This is a genomic window from Xanthomonas sp. NCPPB 1325 (assembly GCF_041477645.2).
GTDB lineage: Bacteria > Pseudomonadota > Gammaproteobacteria > Xanthomonadales > Xanthomonadaceae > Xanthomonas > Xanthomonas cannabis.
In genome coordinates, this window is the sequence record NZ_CM192985.1 from 1,163,700 (window position 1) to 1,182,414 (window position 18,715).

Below are 18,715 nucleotides of genomic sequence, written 5' to 3' on the forward strand. Positions count from 1 at the left end.
TGCAGCAGATCACGCCATCGGCGCTGCATCGGCGGCTCAGGAATAGAAGCTCGGTGTGGGCGCCTGTTGCCGCAGTGCCCACTCACCGAGCTCGCGCACCTTGTAGTCGACCGGGTCGTGCAAGGTCTGGGTGCGCAGGTTGCGCCAGTAGCGGTCCAGCCGCAGTGCCGCATGCGTGGCACGCGCGCCGGTGACGTCGAACAGTTTGCTGCACACCTCCAGCCCGACACGCGTGCTGGCGACCTTTGCGGCGGCCACCGCCACGGCGACCTGTGCGCGTTCGTCGCGGCCCAGCGCATGCTCCTTGCGCCAGGCGGCGTCGAGCAGTTCGGCAGCCCGCCCGGCCAGCAGGCGGGCGCTTTCCAGGCCCAGCCAGAAGTCGCCGTAATGGGCCAGGATGTACGGATCGTCGCTGGCCTGCTCGACCCCGGAGCGATGCCACGGCCGCGTTTCGGTCAAGGTGTAGCGGCGTGCCTCCTCGAACGCGCCTTCGGTGATGCCGAGGAAGACATGCGCAAACATCAGCTGTGCCAGCAACGGGCGCAGACACGCAAATGGCGTACTCAAGGGTCCGGGATCGAGCAGCAGTTCGCTCTCTTCCACGCGCACGCGCTCGAAGGTGGTGCTGCCGCTGTCGGTCTGGCGCTGGCCGATGTTGTCCCAGTCGTGACCCAGCGTAATGCCGCTGCGCGCGGTGGGAATCGCACCGATCAACAGCTTGCCGCTGCGTTCGTCCAGCGCCGAGGCGATCAGCATCTGCGAATCGATGGCGCCGGAACAGAAACTCTTTCTGCCGGAAAACTCGCGCCAGCCATCGCATTGCACCGCCACTGTGCGCGTATCCAGCGGGTTGAGCGCGTTGCCCCAGAACCAGTGTTTGCGCGCGGTCTGCTCCAGCCAGGGCTGCCACTGCGCCGGCTGGCCGAACAGGCGCACGGTGGCCAGCATCAGGTGGTGGAAGCCGAACACATGCGCGATCGAACTATCGACCCGGGCGAACTCGCGCACGACCGTCAGCACCTCGCTCCAGCTGGCGCCCAGCCCGCCATGCTGCACCGGGATGCTCAGGCCGAGCAGCCCGCTGGCGCGCAGCGCATCGCGCTCGGCCTTGGGCGTGCCGCCACGTGCATCACGTTCGACTGCCGTGGCGGCAAACTCGCTCGCCAGGCGCCGCGCGGTGTGCAGCGGATCGAGCAGGGTCGGTTGCGGTCGGCGGTCGGTCATGCGGGGATCTCGTTCAAGACGCAAAGGGTGAGCCGTGGCGGGGGCTGGCAATCGATTCGGCAGTGCATGCGGTCACTGCCCAGCAGCGACGGATGCATCTGAGGACGGGCCAGCGGCTACAGCACGTGGATGTCGTGCAATGCGGCCAGCAATGCCTGCCGCGCCTGATGTAGCGCTGGCGCATGGTCCTGGCGGTGGCGCGGACGCGGTGTGTCCAGCACCTGCGTTTGCACGATCGACCCGGGGTGACCGCCGATGACGATGGCGCGGTCGCTCAGATAGGCGGCCTCCTCGATATCGTGGGTCACCAGCAACACGGTGAAGCCGTGCTCGTGGGCCAGCCGCAGCAGCAGGTCCTGCAGTTTGATGCGGGTGAAGGCATCCACCGCGCTGAAGGGCTCGTCCAGCAACAGGACCTGCGGCTGCCGATACAGCCCGCGCGCCAGTGCCACCCGCTGCGCCTGGCCGCCGGACAACTGCTTGGGTAAGGCGGTGGCGTGGTCGAGCAGGCCGACCTCGGCCAATAATTGCTGCACGCGCGGCGATTGCCGTGCAGCGGCTGGCGACAGCCCGGTGTCGTCGGCGAAGGCGACATTGGCGGCCACATCCAGCCAGGGCAACAGACGTGGTTCCTGGAAGATCAAGCCGATGCGGCGGTCGGCGCCCTGCACGCGCACGCCGTCCAGCACCACCTCGCCGGTGTAATCGCGTTCCAGGCCGGACACGATGCGCAGCAAGGTGCTTTTGCCGCAGCCGCTGGCGCCGATCAGGCTCAGGATCTGGCCGGGTGCCACGCGCAGGTCGATATCCTGCAGCACGCTGCGCTGGCCGAAGCGCTTTGCTGCGATCCGGATCTGCAGGCCGGCACTCATGCGTCGTGTGCCGCGTGCAGGTGGGCGTGGCTGTTCTGCAGGTTGTCGCGCCAGTGCAGCGTGCGCGTCTCGATCGCCTTGAGCGCGCCGTCGCTGAGTTTGCCGAGCAGTGCCAGCAACACGATGGCACCGATCACGATGTCCGGGCGCGAGGTTTCGCGTCCATCGCTCAGCAGATAGCCCAGCCCCCGCGTGGCGGCGATCAGTTCGGCGGCGACCAGAAACATCCAGGCCAGGCTCAGGCTGGTGCGCAGCCCGGTGAAGATCGATGGCAGCGCGGCCGGAAGCAGGATCCTCCGTACCAGCCGCAGCTTGGACAGGCCGTAGCTTTCGCCAAGTTCCACCAGCGTGCGGTCGACCTGGCGCAGCCCGGTTACCACGCCCAGATACACCGGGAAAAACGCGCCGATGGCGATCAGGGTGATCTTGGGTGCTTCGTCGATCCCCATCCACAGCAGCAGCAACGGCACCCAGGCCAGGCTGGGCACCGCGCGCAATGCCTGGAAGCTGGGGTCGAGCAGGCGTTCCAGCCAGCGGCTCAGGCCCACCCCCACGCCGACCAGTACGCCGAGCCCGGCGCCGATCGTAAAGCCCGCCAGCACGCGCAACACGCTGGCGCCGATGTGGGTAGCCAAGCCACGGCCTGCCTCGTCGGCAAGCGTGGACAGGATCTGGCTTGGCGGCGGCAGCAGGTAGCGCGGCGTCCAGCCGAACGCAGCGGCCAATTCAATAGCGGCGAAGAAGCTGAGCGGCAGGAGCCAGCCAAGGCCGCTGGCCGGCAGCCTGAGTCGCGGCCGCGATGGCGTGCCGGCCAGCGTGCGCGAAACGCGCAAGGAGGTCTCGTTCATGGCCGCGCTCAGCCCTGCGCCACGTGTGCGCGTTTGGCGTAGCTGGCATCGATCAGCGTGGCCAGCACCTTGCTCAGATCGGTGCCGGGCCGGACCAGACCTTCTTCGAGCAGGATCGGCGCAGCGCTCTGCAAGGCGGCATGTTGCTCGGCGCCGATCAGCGGACGACTGAAGTCGTTGCGCTGCAGCTGTAGCTTGGCCACCGGCAGCGAGACGCGGGCCTCCTCGGCGATCAGGCCGACCAGCGCGTCGGGATGCTCGATGGCCCAGCGGCGCGCCTTTTCATAGGCCTGCAGCACCAGCGGAATCTGCGCCGGGTAGGCCGCGGCAAACGCCTCGCTGGTGTTCAGGAAACCGTACGAATTGAAGGCCACGTTACGGTAGATCAAGCGTGAGCCGGCTTCGATCTGGCTGGCCGCCAGGTGCGGATCCAGTCCCGACCAGGCGTCCACATCGCCGCGCTCCAGCGCGGTACGGCCATCGGCATGCTGCAGATGGACGATGTTCACCGCGTTCTTGTCCAGCCCCGCCTGGCGGAGCGCACGCAGCAGGAAGAGATAGGCATCGGTGCCCTTGGTTGCCGCGATCCGCTTGCCTTTGAGCTCGGCCACGCGCTGGATCGGCGAACGCTTGCCGACGGCCAGTGCAACCCACTCCGGCCGGGAATAGACGTAGACCGCCTTGACCGGATTGCCGTTGGCGCGCGCCAGCAAGGCGGCCAGGCCAGCGGTGCTGGCGAAATCGATGCTGTTGCCGGCCAGGTATTCGAGTGCGCGGTTGCTGCCGGCCGACAGCACCCAGGTCACCTCGGTGCCCTGCGCCTTGAGCGCTTGTTCAAGCCAACCGAAGTGCTTGAGCACCAGCGAAGTGGGCGAGTAATAGGCATAGTCCAGGCGCAGTTGCTTGGGAACTGCGGGCTTGGCTTGCGCGAATGCGGCGCGCGGCAACAGCGGTGAACTGCCGAGCGCGACGCCGGCGAGCGTTCCGAGTTTGAGCAGGTTGCGACGCTTCATGAGGGCTCCAGTCAGCGCGCCGAAGCGCGTGGCACGATGGTGTTGGCGATGACTTCGCCGAAGGGCCCGCTCAGTGCCTGGCCGGGAAGTTTTTGTTTGATCGCGCGCGGCAGCAGCGGGAACACCAGCTCGGCGAAGCGGTAGGCCTCTTCCAGATGCGGGTAGCCCGAGAAGATGAAGGTGTCGATGCCGAGCGCGGCGTATTCCTCGATCCGCCTGGCCACGGTCTGCGGGTCGCCCACCAGCGCGGTGCCGGCACCGCCGCGCACCAGACCGACGCCGGCCCACAGGTTGGGACTGACTTCCAGATCGGCGCGTGTCCGGCGCTGACCGCGGCCGTGCAGTGCAGCCATGCGTCGCTGGCCCACCGAATCCATGCGCGCAAACGCACTCTGCGCGCGCTCCACGGTTTCGTCGTCGAGATGACTGATCAGCGATTCCGCCGCCGCCCATGCTGCCTCGTCGGTTTCGCGCACGATCACGTGCAGGCGGATGCCGAAGGTGAGCGTGCGCCCGAGTGCAGCGGCCTTGCTGCGCACCGAGGCGATCTTTTCGGCCACCGCTTCCGGCGGCTCGCCCCAGGTCAGGTAGGTATCCACTTGCTCGGCCGCCAGATCGTGCGCGGCATCGGACGAGCCACCGAACCAGACCGGCGGATACGGCGTCTGCACCGTGGGATACAGCAGCTTGGCAGCCTTGACCTGCAGGTGTTTACCATCGAAGTCGTAGCTCTCGCCGGTGTGGCTGTGGGCGATGATCTCGCGCCAGATGCGGATGAATTCGGCCGAGGCTTCGTAACGCTCGGCGTGGTCCAGGAACACGCCATCGCCTTCCAGCTCGCCGCGGTCGCCACCGGTGACCAGATTCACCAGCAAGCGCCCACCGGAGAGCCGGTCGAAGCTGGCCGCCGTGCGCGCGGCCAGCGCCGGTGCCATCAACCCCGGGCGCAGCGCGACCAGGAACTTCAACCGACGCGTGGCATTGATCAGGCTGGAGGCGATCACCCACGGGTCCTCGCACGAGCGCCCGGTGGGAATCAGCACACCTTCGTAGCCCAGCGTGTCGGCAGCGACCGCCACCTGGGTGACGTACTCGGCACTGACCTGGCGTGCGCCGTCGCTGGTGCCCAGATAGCGGCTGTCGCCGTGGGTGGGGATGAACCAGAACATCTGCATCGTGGTGTCCTCAGGCGTGGATCGGTTGAGCGCTTCCTGCGTTTCAGCGCGCGTGCCGCTCAGGCAGTGCACACCGCCGGCGACTGGTTCAGGCAATACGCAATAGCGCATCTGGTCGCGCACCAAGCACGCCGGCGGCACGTTCTGCGGCCAGCGCGATGCGCTCGCGCAGCGCCGGATTGCTCACCCGGTAATCCTGAAAATCCGCTTCGGCGGCATAGATGCCGACCGGCAGGGCCAGTGCCTGGAAGAAGGCGAACAACGGGCGCAGCTGGTGGTCGATCACCAGCGCATGCCGCTCACTGCCGCCGGTGGCGGCGAGCAGGACGGGCGTATCGATCAAGGCGCTGATGTCGATGAGATCGAACAGATGCTTCAGCAGCCCTGGATAGGAACCGCGATATACCGGTGCGACCACCAGCAATAGATCCGCGGCCTCGATCTGGCGAAGTGCGTGTTCGGTGTGCTCGTCCAGTTCGTTGCGCCACAGTGCTGCACCCAGCGGCCGGGCGATATCGCCCAGGTGCACGATGCTGGGCTTGATCGCAATGCGTTGGGCCAGTGCGGCCAGGGTCGCCTCGGTCAGCGCAAGGCTGCGCGACGGACGGGCCGAGCTGCCGGAGACAGCGACAACATTCAACGGTGTGCGCATGCAAAGGTTCCTATGGTGCGGCGGCCCGGGTCACGGCAAAGCGGTATCTCGTCCCGGCAGCCCCACTGTTGCGATGGAGGCAGACTGTGCTGCGTTGCCACTGTGCGTGCGCAAGCAGCCAGCGATTTCAATCTGCCTGCCGGACCCAAGCGATGGCAATGCCTTGGCGCCTGTAAATGCCCGATGGCTTAGGAGGTTTGAGAATGACGTGATGAAAAAGTGCGCGACTCAGCGGAATCGCGCTGTTTCGCGCGCGTTTCCTCATACCTCTCGATGCATCAGGAAAGTGCGTCAGGAAATAAGCGCGTCATAACTGTTTGTGGAAAAACATCTCCGCAGCAGTGTGTTGGATATCACTCAATGAATAACCGCAGACGGTTGCAGGCCCGATCGTTGGAAATGCCATCCAACCAGCCAGAGAGAAATTCGAAACAGAGATGCAAAGCGGTTAGTGTTTTATTCAATCCATGAGGCGTGATGTGTCGCGATTCGCACGGAGTGATGGCGACGCATATCGCGGCGCTGCACGTAGTGCCGGCACGATCATTCGCGCCTCACCCAGGTCGAAGGGCCTGGCTGCGTCATCGGCTACAGCCGCCATGCGAGTGCCGCAATGGCATGGCCATTTACTCGGTCGGCGCAGTCAGCGGCCGAGCTGCAATTACGGGACTGCCTCAAGGTTCCGGCATGCGGGACATCAGCAATTGATGCGGGCCTAGAACTGGAGCCAGATCTAGGCGCAAGCCTGGTGACACTTGCGTTTTTTCTGCGCATTGAAACGTTGGAATGCTAGGAGCGCGAAGCGTCCGTGCTGAGTCACAGGCCGCACGCTGCTGCATGCGGCGCGCATCGCGCGACCTTGCGATAGTCAGCCAGACGCGCGTCGTGCCGCACGCCTCTGGCGAATCATTCCGTTGCCGGTGTGGCCGGCCGGTTGGGCGCCGTTGTGTCGGCCCCCGTGTTCGCGCCACCGCCACTGCCATGGCCCCGTCCACGGCCACGCCCGCGCTGGCGGCCCTGGCCTTCGCGCGGGCGCCGCGGCGCATGCGCTGCCGGTGCTGCCGGAGTGGGGACTTCGCGCCCGGGGACCTGCACGACACGTAGTTCGTCGGTGTCCAGCTGCAGGGCGGTGAGCTTGCCGCCCCACACCGCGCCGGTATCGATGGCGTGCACGCCCTGGGTGATCGTCAGGCCCAGCGCCGACCAATGCCCGCAGACGATCTTCAGATCGCGTTCGACCCGGCCGGGCACTTCGAACCAGGGATACAGGCCCTGCGCCTGGGTGCCGGGCGTACCCTTGTCGTCGGTGGCGATCCGCCCGCGCGGGGTGCAATAGCGCATGCGCGTGAACAGGTTGATGATCGCGCGGCTGCGCTCATAGCCGCTCAGCCCCGGCGACCAGCCGGGCTGATCGCCGTACATGTTGCGCAACAGCTTGCGATAGCCACCGCCCTGCAACTGCTGCTCGACCTCGCGGGCATGTTTCTCGGCCATCTGGGTGGTCCACTTCGGGGCCAGCCCGGCATGGATCATCATCCAGCCCAGCTCGCGATCCACATGCGCCAGCTTCTGCATGCGCAGCCAGTCCAGCAGCACGTCGCGGTCCTCGGCCAGCACGATGCGCTGCAGGTCTGGATTGACCTTGCGCTGCTCCTCTTCCGAGCGTGCACCGATCGCCAGCAGCGAGAGGTCGTGATTGCCCAGCACCACCACGCTATGCGCGCGCAGCGAATGCACCAGGCGCAACGTCTCCAGCGATTGCCCGCCACGGTTGACCAGGTCGCCGCAGAACCACAGCGTGTCCCGGGCCGGGTCGAAGTTCACCTTTTCCAGCAGGCGCTGGGTGATGTCGTAACACCCCTGCAGGTCGCCAATTGCCCAGACGCTCATCGCGCGCGCTCCATCAATCCAGCAGTCATCAGTGCAGCGTCCTGGGTACGCTCAGCACGAAGGCGGCGATCGGGGCGGTGAATTCGGTGCCATCGTCGGCCACCATGTCATAGTGGCCCTGCATCTGGCCCTGTTCGGTTTCCAGCAGCACCCCGGAGGTGTACTGGAACGCTTCGCCGGGACGCAGCCAGGGTTGTTCGCCGACCACGCCTTCGCCATCGACCTGTTCGGTGCGACCGTTGGCATCGGTGATCTTCCAGTGGCGCGCCATCAGGCGCGCAGGCACCGCGCCCGCATTCTGGATACGGATGCTGTAAGCGAAGGCGTAACGGCCTTCTTCCGGGGTCGATTGGTGGGCGAGGAAGCGCGGCGAGACCTCGACCTCGACCCGATAGCGTGGATCATCGTGCATGGGAAAAGTCTAAATAAACCACTGTGGGAGCGGTGCTCAAGCCAGCTCGACATTGGCCAGCCGGATGAAATCGGCGACCTCGAGCTGCTCGGCGCGGGCATCCGGACGCACGCCGGCGGCCTCGAAATGCGCTGGTTCGCACACATTGGACAAGGCATTGCGCAGGGTCTTGCGGCGCTGCCCGAAACCGGCGCGCACCACATCGGCGAAGCGGCGGCGGTCCTTGATCTGCACCGTGGCCGGGTCGCGCGGCACCAGCCGCACCACGGCCGAGTCCACCTTCGGCGGCGGCCGGAACGCGCCTGGAGGCACCACGAACAACGCGGTGACCTCGCAGTACGCCTGCAGCATCACACTTAGCCGGCCATACACCTTGCTGCCGGGACCGGCCGCCATGCGGTCGACCACTTCCTTCTGCAGCATGAAATGCATGTCGGCCACGGCCGCGGCATGGTCCAGCGCATGAAACAGGATCGGCGAGGAAATGTTGTAGGGCAGGTTGCCGACCAGGCGGATCGGCGTGCCGTCGGCCAGTGCGGTGAAATCCACGCTGAGCACGTCGCGATGAATGATGCTCAGCGCGCCGATCGGCGCTGCAGCGTCGGTCAATGGAGCGATCAGGTCGCGATCGAACTCGATCACGGTCAACGCGCCATGGGTGCGCAATAGCGGGAAGGTGATGGCGCCCTGACCGGGGCCGATTTCGACCATATGCTGGCCGGCGCGCGGGCCCACCGCCTGCACGATCCGGTCGATGTAATACCGGTCGGCAAGAAAGTGCTGGCCAAGCGACTTCTTGGCCGGTGCGCTGAAGGAAGAATTCATCTGCGCAGTTTAACGGAGCCGGCGGCTGCACGCCGTGTGGTGCGACGTGCGCGGCGTATGCCGCCACGGCCAGTGACGCGCACGCAGCTTCGCAATACCTTGCCTGGATGGTGGCTCAGCCGCGCGCCGCCAGCCGCGCGCACAACGCCGTGGCCGCCATCAGGCTGGACGGGTCGGCGGTGCCGCGTCCGGCCAGTTCCAGCGCGGTGCCGTGATCCACCGCCACGCGCGGGTAGGGCAGGCCCAGGGTGATGTTCACCGCCTGCTCGAAACCGCTGTACTTGAGCACCGGCAGGCCCTGGTCGTGGTACATCGCCACCACCGCGTCGAAGCCACTCAGTTTCTGCGGCAGGAAGGCGGTGTCTGCCGGCAATGGCCCGATCAGTTGCAGGCCCTCGCCGCGCAGCTGCTGCAGAACCGGAATGATCACATCCAGTTCTTCGCGGCCCAGGTGGCCGTCCTCGCCCGCATGCGGGTTGAGGCCGAGCACGGCAATGCGCGGCGTCGGCAGGCCGAAGTCGCGCTGCAAGGCGGTATGGGTGATGCGTAGGCACTGCATCAGCGCGTCGGCGCTGATCGCATCGGCGACCGCGCGTAGCGGCAGGTGCGTGGTCACCAGCGCCACGCGCACGATGCTGTTGGCCAGCATCATCACCACCGGGCAGCCGGCCTGTTCGGCCAGCAATTCAGTGGTGCCGGTATAGGCGATGCCGCCGGCGTTGATGACCGCCTTGTGCACCGGGCCGGTCACGATGCCTTGCAGGCGCCCGGCCAGACAGTGGCCAGCGGCCGTGCGCAGGGCGGCAATCACCGCGGCGGCATTGGCGGGATCGGCGTGGCCGAAGCGGGTCGGCGCCGCCTGTCGAACCGGAAACAACGGCAGGTCGCCGGGGCGACGCGCAGGCTGGTCCGGATCGAGCAGGCGCACACACAGCGACAGCGCCTGTGCGGCGCTGTGCAGGGTGTCAGGATCGGCGTAGGCGATCAGGTGCGCATCCGTGCGCGGCCGTTGGGCGAGCCGCACACACAGTTCCGGCCCGATCCCGGCCGGCTCGCCCGGCACTAGCGCGAGCGAGGGGACCCCCATCGGCTCAGCGCGCCGGCTGTGCCGGCGGCGGGGTCGGGGCAGCCGGTTCGGCCGGCTTGGTCGGCTCTGCAGTGGCATTGCCGTCGGCACGATCGCCGGTGCGGTAGCTCACGTACGCTTCGCCACGCAGTTCCTGCAGGTAGCGGTTGTATTCCTCTTCCAGCTTGCGGCGACCGATCGTTTCACGGATCTGCGCACGCTGGTTTTCGGAACTGACATCGGTCTGGCGGCTGCCGACGCGCTGCACGATGTGCCAGCCGGCCTGGGTGCGGAACGGCTCGGACACGGCGCCATCGGCCAGGCTCTCGACCTGCTTGCCGAAGTCCGGGCCGAACGCATCGGCCGGGAACCAGCCCAGGTCGCCGCCCTGGCTGCGGCTGTTGGTGTCCTCGGAGGACTCCTTGGCCGTCGCCTGGAAGTCCGCGCCGCCCGTGATGCGGGCGCGCAGCGTGTCGATCTTGGCCTTGGCCTGCGCGTCGGTCTGGTTGTCGCCGATGCGGACCAGGATGTGGCGCGCGTTGTACTCGGTGACCATCTTCTTCTCGCCGCCGGCATTGGCGTCGCGCATTTCCACCAGCTTGAGCAACTGGAAACCGCTGGGGCCACGCAGCGGGCCGGCCACTTGGCCAGGCTGCATGTCGCGAATGAGCTGGGCAAACGCGTTGGGAATCTCGTCCAGGCTGCGCCAGCCCAGGTCACCGCCTTCCAGCGCGTTCGGGCTATCCGAATAACGCACCGCCGCTGCCGAGAAATCCAGCTCGCCCTTGTCGATCAATGCCTTGACGCCATCGACCTTCTTCTGGCCGGTGGCGATCTGGTCGGCGGTCGCGCCTTCGGGCAGGCCGACCAGGATGTGGGCCAGGTGGTACTGGCTACCGGTCGTGGCCTGCTGGGCCAGCGCGGTATCCACTTCGCCTTCGCTCACGCTGATGCGGCTCTGCGCAAAGCTCTGACGCAGGCGCTGCACGATGATCTCCTCGCGCACCGACGAGCGGAAGTCGCCGTATGCCATGCCGTCGGCCGCCAGCTTCTGGCGCAGGCCATCGACGGTGGTGCCGTTCTGCTGGGCGATGCTGGCGATGGCGCGGTTGAGTTCCTCATCGCTGACGCGGATCCCGCTGCCGTCGGCACGGCCCACCTGCAGCTTGACCAGGACCAGGCGCTCGAGCACCTGACGCTGCAGGACATCGTCCGGCGGCAGCTGGTTTTCGCGGCCCGCATATTGCGACTTGACGTTGCGCACAGCGCGATCGAGCTCGCTCTGCAGCACCACGTCCTCGTCCACGATGGCGGCGATACGATCCAGCGGCTGGGATTGCTGCGCCGAGGCCAGCGGCGAGACCGTGCTGGTGATCACCAGCAGCGAGGCAAGAAGAACAGAGAAAGGCTTGGTCATGGAATCAGGTTCGGATCGTAATCGTCCGGATTGCTCGTGGTGTTGGTGTTGCTGGGCGGGACCAGGTACAGGTCGTCGCGGTAATAACCGAGAATAGCACGGCGCAAAGTGCGGTCCGTGTTCTGCCCAAACGAGCTCAAGCCCTTGAGCACAAACTCGAACTGGATGGAGTTGTCCATCTCGCCATCGCGGTTGCGCACGAACCGGCGTACCAGCGCGCGGACCGCCAGGCAGCAGCTGTCCCACTGCACGCCGCCGATGATTTCCAGCGGCTTGCGATCCAGCAGCGAGTAGTAATAACGGCCAACCGCACTCCAGGTGGGGTTGATCGGGTACAGGAACGAGAAGTCGGCCTGTTTCAACTGGTCGTTGTTGCTGATCAGATCGCGGCGATAGCGGTAGGCCAGATTGATGATGCCGTCGTTGCCCAGCAAGTAGCGCGTGCGCAGGCTGGCCAGGTCTTCCTTGCGCGAGTTCGGGTTCCACTGGTAGGTGGCGCCCATCGACCAGCGGTCGTTGATCATGTAATTGGCATCGGCCACCCAGGCGGACTTGCCCTGTTCGATCGGTTGCTCGCTGTTGGCGGCGGAGCTGTTGATCGTCACCAGCGAATCATTGAAGTACAGGATCTGGCCGGCACTCAGCGAGAGCTTCTCGCGCCCATCTTCCTGGCGCAGCCAGCGTGAGGTCACCGCCAGGGTCAATTGGTTGGCGTCGTTCTGGCGGTCAGCCCCGGTGTAACGGCTGTCGCGAAACAGCTGGCCGTAGCTGAAGGTGAACGGACGGGTGTCGAACACCGGCAGATCGTCCTGGTCGCGGTAGGGCACGTACAGGTAGTACATGCGCGGTTCCAACGTATTGAGATAGTTGGTCCCGAACAGCGAGGTTTCGCGATCGAAATACAGGCCTGCATCCAGCGAGGCGATCGGAAGGCTGCGCGTGGGCGTGCGGTTGCCGGTCAGCGGCGCGGTATTTGCGACAGTCGAATCCAGCTGGTAGGCGGTGTACCGCCACGCCACGGTGGGCGTGAGGAACCAGGCCGCGCCCGAGAGCGGCATCGAGATATAGGGTTTGACGTCCAGGCGCGAACCGCTGCCGTAGTCCTGGTTACGGATGTTGGTGCGGACGTACTCGTCACCGTTGTTGCTGTCGTTGTTGCCGTTGTTCGGGATGAAGTTGACCTGATACGAGTCATCATGCGTAAACCGCACGGCCTCGGCATACACGCCTGCCTCGAAAATGCCGAACGGCTTTTCCCAAGTGAAATACGCACGCGGCTGACGGTTGTAGGGCAGGGCGCGCTCGTCCAGGGTGTAGTCGGTCAACTGCCAACGATCGGCCATCAGTCCAGCAGTCCAGGTTTCGCCGGTGCCGTAGATGCCGATGGTGCTCTGCAGGCTGGAGGCCGAGCCCATGCCGTTCAGGCGGCTGGTGAAGTCCTCCACATAGCGCGTATCGCTGACCCAGGAGATGCTGCTGCGCGCCTGCCAATGGCTATTGACGTTGTGGTAGCCGCTATAGAAGACGCTGCCACGGTCCTTGTCGCGCAATTTGTCGTTGGGCAGGTAATTGCCGGTGATCTCACCGCGACCGCCCTCGTAGAGGTAACGGAATTCGGTGCCGAACATGAAGCCGCGCTTGCTCATGTAGCGCGGCAGCAGGGTGGCATCGTAGTTCGGCGCCAGGTTGAGATAGATCGGCTGCAGGTAGTCGAAGCCGTTGCGGCCGGACAGGCCGAACTGCGGAAACAGCAGGCCGGTCTGACGGCGGTCGTCGATCGGGAACTTGAACCAGGGGAAATACAGTACCGGCACCTTGCCGATCTGCAGCACGGCATTGCGTGCCGTGCCGAAGCCTTCTTCGTTGTCGACGTCGATCTCGGGCGCGCGCACGCGCCAGATCGGCTGCGACGGATCGCAGGTGGTATAGGTCGAGCGGTGCATCTGGCCGACCTGGCCCTGCAGGTCCACCGATTCCGCACCGCCGTTGCCGCGCCGGTCCACCAGTTGGTACTGGATGTTGGTGACCTTGTGGGCGTCGGTGTCCTGATTGCCCTCGGCACGGTCGGCAATCATCCGGAACGAGCTGTCCTGATACCGCACGTTGCCTTCGGCAATGTAGTTGCCGGTTTCGGTGTCCATGCGCAGATTGTCTGCACCCAGGAACTGGTCGCCGCGCTTGAGCGCCACGTTGCCCTGGTATTGCGGAGTGGTACTGGTCCCGGACAGCTGGTCGCCTTCGATGTCGGTCGGCAACTGCGGGCGCATCTCGGCCGCCTTCGGGTCTGCAGCGGGCGCGCCGTCGAAGCCGGGTAGCGGATCCACGGCCGGGCACAATCCCCAGTTCAACGGCTTGTCGGCAGCCATGGCCGGGAGGCAGATGGCAATGCTCAAGGGCAGGGGCAGCAGGCGGAGGGCTCGGCGCACGCGTGGTTCAACCAATAAAATGGCGACTAGCTTGCCGTATACCCCGCATAGGGGCAATGAAGAGCGCCTGCGCCGCGCGGGCGAGGTTCATCGCCGGCGGCCGAGCGCCCAGCGTGCCGACGGGGTCAGCGCAGGGCGGCGACGTGGGCCACGCTGCTCTCGCGCAACGCCTGCAGGTCGTATCCACCTTCCAGCATGGACACCACCCGGCCGCGCGCATGGCGCTCGGCCAGGGTGCGCAGCGCGCCGGTCAGCCAGGCGAAATCGTCGTCGTCCAGCATCAGGTCGGCCAGCGGATCGCGCAGGTGCGCATCGAAACCGGCCGAGATCAGGATCAGCTGCGGGCGGAAGGCGTCGATCAGCGGCAGCATCTCGTCCTCCCAGACATTGCGGAAGCGCAGCCCGTCGCTGCCCGGTGGCAGCAGCAGGTTGTGGACGTTGCCGACGCCGCGTTCGTGGACACTGCCCGAGTGTGGATAGAGCCCGGACTGATGGGTGCTCAGATACTGCACGGCCGGGTCGCGCTCGAAGATCGCCTGCGTGCCGTTGCCGTGGTGGACGTCGAAATCGACGATGGTGATGCGCTCCAGCCCATGCCGGTCGCGTGCGTGGGCAGCGGCCACGGCGATGTTGTTGAACAGGCAAAAACCCATCGACACCTGCGCGGTGGCGTGGTGGCCGGGTGGGCGCACTGCGCAGAAGGCAGTGCGGGTCTGGTCCTGCATCACTGCGTCCACAGCCGCGATGCCGGCGCCTGCGGCGCGCAGGGCGGCCGCGCGCGAGGCCGGCACCATCCGCGTGTCCACGTCCAGTTGGCGATAGCCGTCGAAGGCGGTTTCCAGCACGGCGTCCACCTGCTCGCGCTCATGCACGCGGCACAGGTCGCCCAGCTTGGCCAGCGGCGCCTCACGCCAGTCAAGGTCCGGAAAGGCGGTGCGCAGGGCGTCGACCACCGCTTCCAGGCGGGCGGGGCTTTCAGGATGCTCGGGGCCGGCGTCGTGACCGAGGCAGGCGGGATGGGTAAAGACCAACATGGGACGACTCTAGCCTCTCCGCCGTGCCGGGCACAGGGTCAACCGCGCCGGCGGTCGTGCCGCCACAGCACTTCCTGCTGGCCATCGACCCGTGCCAGCACGCGCGCCAGGACGAACAGCAGGTCCGACAGCCGGTTGAGATAGCCGATCGCCTCGCTGCGTACCGCTTCCTGGCGCGACAGCGCAACGGTCTCGCGCTCGGCCCGGCGCACGATGGTGCGGGCCAGGTGGCAGCGCGCGGCCGCTTCGCCACCTGCCGGCAGGATGAATTCCTGCAGCGGCGGCAAGCCGTCGTTGTAATGGTCCAGGTGGCGTTCCAGGGCGGCGATATCGGCCGCCTCGATCGCCGCATGCCCGGGGATGCACAACTCGCCGCCCAGGTCGAACAGCTGGTGCTGCACGGTGGTCAGCAGGTCGGCGACCGGGGCGGGCACGCCGGGCGCGGCCAACAGCACGCCGAGCGCCGAATTGGCCTCGTCCACGGTCCCGTAGGCATTGACGCGCAGCGCGTCCTTGCCGGTACGGCTGCCGTCGCCCAGGCCGGTGCTGCCATCGTCGCCGGTGCGGGTATAAATGCGCGAAAGCCGGTTGCCCATGATCTAGCCGGCGTGGGAATGGTGCTGCGGCGCTGCCAGGCGCTCGGCCGCGACCTGGAGCAACGCGGCGGCGGCGACATACAGCGCCGCACTGCGTAGGTAGGGCCACAGCCAGTCGGTGTAGTTCTTGAACCAGCCGGCCAGCGTGGGCTCACTGACGCTGGCACTGATCCAGTAGAAGCTGCCCTGGGCGATCAGCTGGCACAGCGCCACGCCGATCAGCAGGGCGGGTACCAGCCGGGCGAGCGCGTTCCAATGGGCGCCGTGGTAGTGCCGGCGCAGCCAGATGCCACCGGCCCACAGCGCGAAGTACGCCGGGATCAGGCACCAGTAGGCCGGCGAGACGCAATAGTGCTGCCAGAAGCTCAGGCCCTCGCGGGTGATCACCAGCCAGTCCACCGCCACCGCAAGCCCCATCAACAGCGGGAACGCCAGCCGCGTGCGCGCTGCCAGGTGAAAGCCGCCGATGAAGAACACCGCCCAAGACGCATCCGGGACCGGCGCGAAGTGATTGATCCGCGTGGCCGCCATCAGGAGGGCGAGCAGACTCAGAATCCAGGTGTCGTGCGAGCGAGACGTCATGCGCGAAGGTGGCCAGGTCACAGGTCGGGGAGTGTAGCGTGGAACCCGGCATGCCCGTGCCGGCCCGGCAGGCGCGCGATCCGTCGAGCGTCTGCCGGAGTGGGGCGTGCCGGCGACGCGGGGGTAGACGGGCCGGGCGCGGCAATCTGTCTCAACGCCCGGCGGCAACCTGCCTGGGGCCAGGGCTTATCATGTGGCGATGACACATCCACATGACGTTTTGATCGTTGGCGGCGGCCTGGTCGGCTCCAGCCTGGCGATTGCGCTGGACCGCCTCGGCCTGGATGTCGGGTTGGTGGAAGCCACCCCGGCCGGCGCGCCACCGGCGGTATTCGACCAACGCAACCTGAGTTTCGCCGCCGCCACGGTCAATGCATTGGGCGCGCTCGGGGTCATGGCAAAGTTGCGCAACCCGCCCGGGCCGATCCGGCGCATCCACGTCAGCCGTGCAGGCGACTTCGGGCGCGTGCAGCTGGATGCCGCCGACTACGGGCGCGACAGCTTCGGCCAGGTGGTGGTGGCGCGCGATTTCGGCGACGCCCTGCAGGCGCGTCTGGACGAGCTGACCCGGTTGCACCGGTATCGCCCGGCACGCTGCATCGGCGTGGAGCCGGTGCAGGACGGCCTGCGCGCAGTCCGCCTGGCGGCCGCCGACGGCGAGCGACTGGTCCGCGCCAGGCTGGTGGTTGGCGCCGATGGCAGCCACAGCGCGGTGCGCGAGCTGCTGCATATCGGCAGCGACGCGCACGATTTCCTGCAGACCCTGTTCGTGGCGCGCGTGCGGGCCGCCAGGCCGCCCGATGGCACTGCCTGGGAGCGCTTCGGCGAACACGGGCCAACCGCATTGCTGCCGCGGGGCGACCGTCATTACGGCGCCATCCACTGTGTGGCGCGTGCCGATGCCGAAGCGGTGGCGGCCCTGGACGAGGCCGGCTGGCTGGCACGGCTGCAGCGCGCGGCCGGCTGGCGTGCCGGGCGCTTCATCGCCAGTGGCGAGCGCAGCGCCTACCCGTTGGTGCAGGTGCTGGCGAACAGCCTCATCGCCGAACGCGTGGTGCTGCTGGGCAATGCCGCGCAGACGCTGCATCCGATCGGCGCGCAGGGCTTCAATCTCGGGCTGCGCGATGCGCTGACGCTGGCCGAACTGATCGAACACGATCGCAGCGATGCCGGCGCCGGTGCGCTGCTGGATGCGTATCTGGCGCGTCGGCGCGTGGACCGTGAGCACACGATCGGCTTCTCCAGCGGGTTGGCGCGGCTGACCGGCAATCCGGCGCCTTTGCTACGGCCGCTGCGCAGCCTGGGCCTGCTGGCGACCTCGCAGGCCGCCCCGTTGCAGTCGATGCTGGTCGGGGGCGCGATGGGCTTCCGTGGCGAAGTCCCGCAGCTGTGCCGGGGTGTGGCATGAACCGGCGCATGCCGCGCGATGCGGTGATCGTCGGCGGCGGTGTGGTCGGCGCCGCCTGCGCCTTGGCGCTGGCCGATGCCGGGCTGCAGGTCACGTTGGTGGAAGGGCATGAACCCGCGCACTGGCACGCCGACCAACCCGACCTGCGCGTCTACGCATTCGCCGCCGACAACGCCGCGTTGCTGGACAGCCTGGGCGTGTGGTCGGCAGTGCGTGCCGCCCGCGTGCAGCCCTACCGGCGGATGCGGGTCTGGGATGCCGGCGGGGGCGGCGAGCTGGGCTTCGATGCCGACACGCTGGGGCGCGAACAGCTCGGCTGGATCGTCGAAAACGCGCTGCTGGTCGATCGCCTCTGGGCGGCCGTGCACGCAGCCGGCATCGAGGTGCATTGCCCGGCGCGCGTGGTCGAACTGGAGCAGGACAGCGGCAGCGTGCGTCTGCGGCTGGACGATGGCAGCCGCCTGGAGGCGGCGATTGCGATCGCCGCCGATGGTGCTGCGTCCACCTTGCGCGAATTGACCGGGGTGCCGGTCTCGCGGCACGCCTACGCGCAACGCGGCGTGGTGGCCTTCGTGGAGACCGAGCGGCCGCACGAGTCCACCGCCTGGCAGCGCTTTTTGACCACCGGGCCGCTGGCGTTCCTGCCGTTTGCCGAAGGCCGCAGTTCGATCGTATGGACCTTGCCGGATGCCGACGCCGCACGTGTGCTGGCCCTGGATGATGCGGCGTTTTCGCGCGAGCTCACCCAGGCCTTCGCCGCACGCCTTGGCCAGGTGCGGGTGGCCTCGCCGCGCGCTGCCTTTCCGCTGCAGCGGCAACTGGTGGAGCAGTACGTCAGCGGCCGTGTGCTGACCCTGGGCGATGCCGCGCACGTGGTGCATCCCCTGGCCGGGCAGGGCGTCAATCTGGGGTTACGCGATGTCGCTGCGCTGCGCGAGCAAGTGCGCAACGCGCGCGCCAAGCGTGCCGACTGGGCAGCGCCGCACCGCCTGCAACGGTGGGCGCGAACCCGTCGCAGCGACAACGCCGTCGCCGCCTACGGCTTCGATGCGATCAATCGGGTGTTTTCCAATGACGAGATGCACCTGACCCTGCTGCGCGGATCGGTGCTCGGCCTGGCCGGCAAACTGCCGCCGCTGGTCGATGTGTTGTGGAAGCGCGCCTCCGGCGGTGCGTGAGCAGCGCCGCGCCGACCGGCGTGAACGCGGATAACCGGCGCAGCCTTTGTTATATGCCTTAAAACTTATAGCGAAGGCCGCATCTTCCATACGACGG

At 67.0% G+C, this 18,715-nt stretch carries 17 protein-coding genes; 2 read left to right on the forward strand and 15 right to left on the reverse strand.

Annotated features, from left to right (window positions below):
- Positions 1-36: 36 nt before the first annotated feature.
- The 15 genes from ACCQ10_RS04630 to ACCQ10_RS04700 all read right to left on the reverse strand — a co-directional run bounded on the left by ACCQ10_RS04630 (position 37) and on the right by ACCQ10_RS04700 (position 16,032).
- The gene (locus ACCQ10_RS04630; protein ID WP_372362372.1) at positions 37-1,224 is read right to left on the reverse strand and encodes an acyl-CoA dehydrogenase family protein; all 1,188 of its coding nucleotides are present in this window, start codon (positions 1,222-1,224) and stop codon (positions 37-39) included.
- 116 nt (positions 1,225-1,340) lie between these two features.
- Positions 1,341-2,096, reverse strand: coding sequence for an ABC transporter ATP-binding protein (locus ACCQ10_RS04635; RefSeq protein ID WP_372362373.1), 756 nt, complete (start codon positions 2,094-2,096; stop codon positions 1,341-1,343).
- Positions 2,093-2,944: an ABC transporter permease gene (locus ACCQ10_RS04640; protein WP_372362374.1), complete on the reverse strand. Its 852-nt coding sequence runs from the start codon at positions 2,942-2,944 to the stop codon at positions 2,093-2,095. Before ACCQ10_RS04640 ends, ACCQ10_RS04635 begins: the two co-directional genes overlap by 4 nt.
- Before the next feature lie 8 nt (positions 2,945-2,952).
- On the reverse strand, positions 2,953-3,957 hold the full coding sequence (locus tag ACCQ10_RS04645; RefSeq protein ID WP_372362375.1) for an aliphatic sulfonate ABC transporter substrate-binding protein: 1,005 nt from the start codon (positions 3,955-3,957) through the stop codon (positions 2,953-2,955).
- 11 nt (positions 3,958-3,968) lie between these two features.
- Complete coding sequence (gene ssuD, locus ACCQ10_RS04650; RefSeq protein WP_047695451.1) at positions 3,969-5,132, reverse strand: FMNH2-dependent alkanesulfonate monooxygenase; 1,164 nt, start codon at positions 5,130-5,132, stop codon at positions 3,969-3,971.
- A gap of 88 nt (positions 5,133-5,220) precedes the next feature.
- Complete coding sequence (gene msuE / locus ACCQ10_RS04655) at positions 5,221-5,784, reverse strand: FMN reductase (RefSeq protein ID WP_355607574.1); 564 nt, start codon at positions 5,782-5,784, stop codon at positions 5,221-5,223.
- Between the two features lie 906 nt (positions 5,785-6,690).
- On the reverse strand, positions 6,691-7,674 hold the full coding sequence (locus ACCQ10_RS04660) for a symmetrical bis(5'-nucleosyl)-tetraphosphatase (RefSeq protein WP_228890029.1): 984 nt from the start codon (positions 7,672-7,674) through the stop codon (positions 6,691-6,693).
- A gap of 28 nt (positions 7,675-7,702) precedes the next feature.
- Positions 7,703-8,086 (reverse strand): Co2+/Mg2+ efflux facilitator ApaG/CorD, encoded by a 384-nt coding sequence (gene apaG, locus ACCQ10_RS04665; RefSeq protein ID WP_372362376.1) that lies wholly within the window; start codon positions 8,084-8,086, stop codon positions 7,703-7,705.
- 36 nt (positions 8,087-8,122) lie between these two features.
- Positions 8,123-8,911: a 16S rRNA (adenine(1518)-N(6)/adenine(1519)-N(6))-dimethyltransferase RsmA gene (gene rsmA / locus ACCQ10_RS04670; RefSeq protein WP_372362377.1), complete on the reverse strand. Its 789-nt coding sequence runs from the start codon at positions 8,909-8,911 to the stop codon at positions 8,123-8,125.
- Positions 8,912-9,026: 115 nt separating this feature from the next.
- A complete protein-coding gene (gene pdxA / locus ACCQ10_RS04675; protein ID WP_372362378.1) occupies positions 9,027-9,998 on the reverse strand; it encodes a 4-hydroxythreonine-4-phosphate dehydrogenase PdxA in 972 nt (323 codons plus the stop codon).
- Positions 9,999-10,002: 4 nt separating this feature from the next.
- Complete coding sequence (locus ACCQ10_RS04680) at positions 10,003-11,394, reverse strand: peptidylprolyl isomerase (RefSeq protein ID WP_372362379.1); 1,392 nt, start codon at positions 11,392-11,394, stop codon at positions 10,003-10,005.
- Positions 11,391-13,820: an LPS-assembly protein LptD gene (lptD, locus tag ACCQ10_RS04685; protein ID WP_184439545.1), complete on the reverse strand. Its 2,430-nt coding sequence runs from the start codon at positions 13,818-13,820 to the stop codon at positions 11,391-11,393. The genes ACCQ10_RS04680 and lptD overlap by 4 nt, the downstream gene beginning before the upstream one ends.
- A 125-nt stretch (positions 13,821-13,945) precedes the next feature.
- On the reverse strand, positions 13,946-14,854 hold the full coding sequence (locus tag ACCQ10_RS04690; RefSeq protein ID WP_372362380.1) for a histone deacetylase family protein: 909 nt from the start codon (positions 14,852-14,854) through the stop codon (positions 13,946-13,948).
- Positions 14,855-14,892: 38 nt separating this feature from the next.
- Positions 14,893-15,450: a cob(I)yrinic acid a,c-diamide adenosyltransferase gene (locus ACCQ10_RS04695; protein WP_039563935.1), complete on the reverse strand. Its 558-nt coding sequence runs from the start codon at positions 15,448-15,450 to the stop codon at positions 14,893-14,895.
- A 3-nt stretch (positions 15,451-15,453) separates the two neighbouring features.
- Positions 15,454-16,032, reverse strand: coding sequence for a hypothetical protein (locus ACCQ10_RS04700; protein WP_372362381.1), 579 nt, complete (start codon positions 16,030-16,032; stop codon positions 15,454-15,456).
- Between the two features lie 199 nt (positions 16,033-16,231).
- Here ACCQ10_RS04700 and ubiH point away from each other — a divergent pair, with 199 nt between their 5' ends.
- Positions 16,232-17,440: a 2-octaprenyl-6-methoxyphenyl hydroxylase gene (gene ubiH, locus ACCQ10_RS04705; protein WP_047695323.1), complete on the forward strand. Its 1,209-nt coding sequence runs from the start codon at positions 16,232-16,234 to the stop codon at positions 17,438-17,440.
- Positions 17,437-18,618 carry a UbiH/UbiF family hydroxylase gene (locus ACCQ10_RS04710; protein WP_372362382.1) on the forward strand — a complete coding sequence of 394 codons (1,182 nt, stop codon included), beginning with the start codon at positions 17,437-17,439 and terminating at the stop codon, positions 18,616-18,618. The genes ubiH and ACCQ10_RS04710 overlap by 4 nt, the downstream gene beginning before the upstream one ends.
- The last annotated feature ends 97 nt before the right edge of the window (positions 18,619-18,715 follow it).

Coding starts and splice junctions, on each gene's coding strand:
- ACCQ10_RS04635 (WP_372362373.1), bottom strand. CDS start 2,096: ATGAGTGCCGGCCTGCAGATCCGGATCGCAGCAAAGCGCTTCGGCCAG.
- apaG (WP_372362376.1), bottom strand. CDS start 8,086: ATGCACGATGATCCACGCTATCGGGTCGAGGTCGAGGTCTCGCCGCGC.
- ACCQ10_RS04640 (WP_372362374.1), bottom strand. CDS start 2,944: ATGAACGAGACCTCCTTGCGCGTTTCGCGCACGCTGGCCGGCACGCCA.
- ubiH (WP_047695323.1), top strand. CDS start 16,232: ATGACACATCCACATGACGTTTTGATCGTTGGCGGCGGCCTGGTCGGC.
- ACCQ10_RS04660 (WP_228890029.1), bottom strand. CDS start 7,674: ATGAGCGTCTGGGCAATTGGCGACCTGCAGGGGTGTTACGACATCACC.
- ACCQ10_RS04645 (WP_372362375.1), bottom strand. CDS start 3,957: ATGAAGCGTCGCAACCTGCTCAAACTCGGAACGCTCGCCGGCGTCGCG.
- ACCQ10_RS04680 (WP_372362379.1), bottom strand. CDS start 11,394: ATGACCAAGCCTTTCTCTGTTCTTCTTGCCTCGCTGCTGGTGATCACC.
- msuE (WP_355607574.1), bottom strand. CDS start 5,784: ATGCGCACACCGTTGAATGTTGTCGCTGTCTCCGGCAGCTCGGCCCGT.
- ACCQ10_RS04630 (WP_372362372.1), bottom strand. CDS start 1,224: ATGACCGACCGCCGACCGCAACCGACCCTGCTCGATCCGCTGCACACC.
- ACCQ10_RS04695 (WP_039563935.1), bottom strand. CDS start 15,450: ATGGGCAACCGGCTTTCGCGCATTTATACCCGCACCGGCGACGATGGC.
- ACCQ10_RS04690 (WP_372362380.1), bottom strand. CDS start 14,854: ATGTTGGTCTTTACCCATCCCGCCTGCCTCGGTCACGACGCCGGCCCC.
- ACCQ10_RS04710 (WP_372362382.1), top strand. CDS start 17,437: ATGAACCGGCGCATGCCGCGCGATGCGGTGATCGTCGGCGGCGGTGTG.
- rsmA (WP_372362377.1), bottom strand. CDS start 8,911: ATGAATTCTTCCTTCAGCGCACCGGCCAAGAAGTCGCTTGGCCAGCAC.
- ssuD (WP_047695451.1), bottom strand. CDS start 5,132: ATGCAGATGTTCTGGTTCATCCCCACCCACGGCGACAGCCGCTATCTG.
- pdxA (WP_372362378.1), bottom strand. CDS start 9,998: ATGGGGGTCCCCTCGCTCGCGCTAGTGCCGGGCGAGCCGGCCGGGATC.
- ACCQ10_RS04700 (WP_372362381.1), bottom strand. CDS start 16,032: ATGACGTCTCGCTCGCACGACACCTGGATTCTGAGTCTGCTCGCCCTC.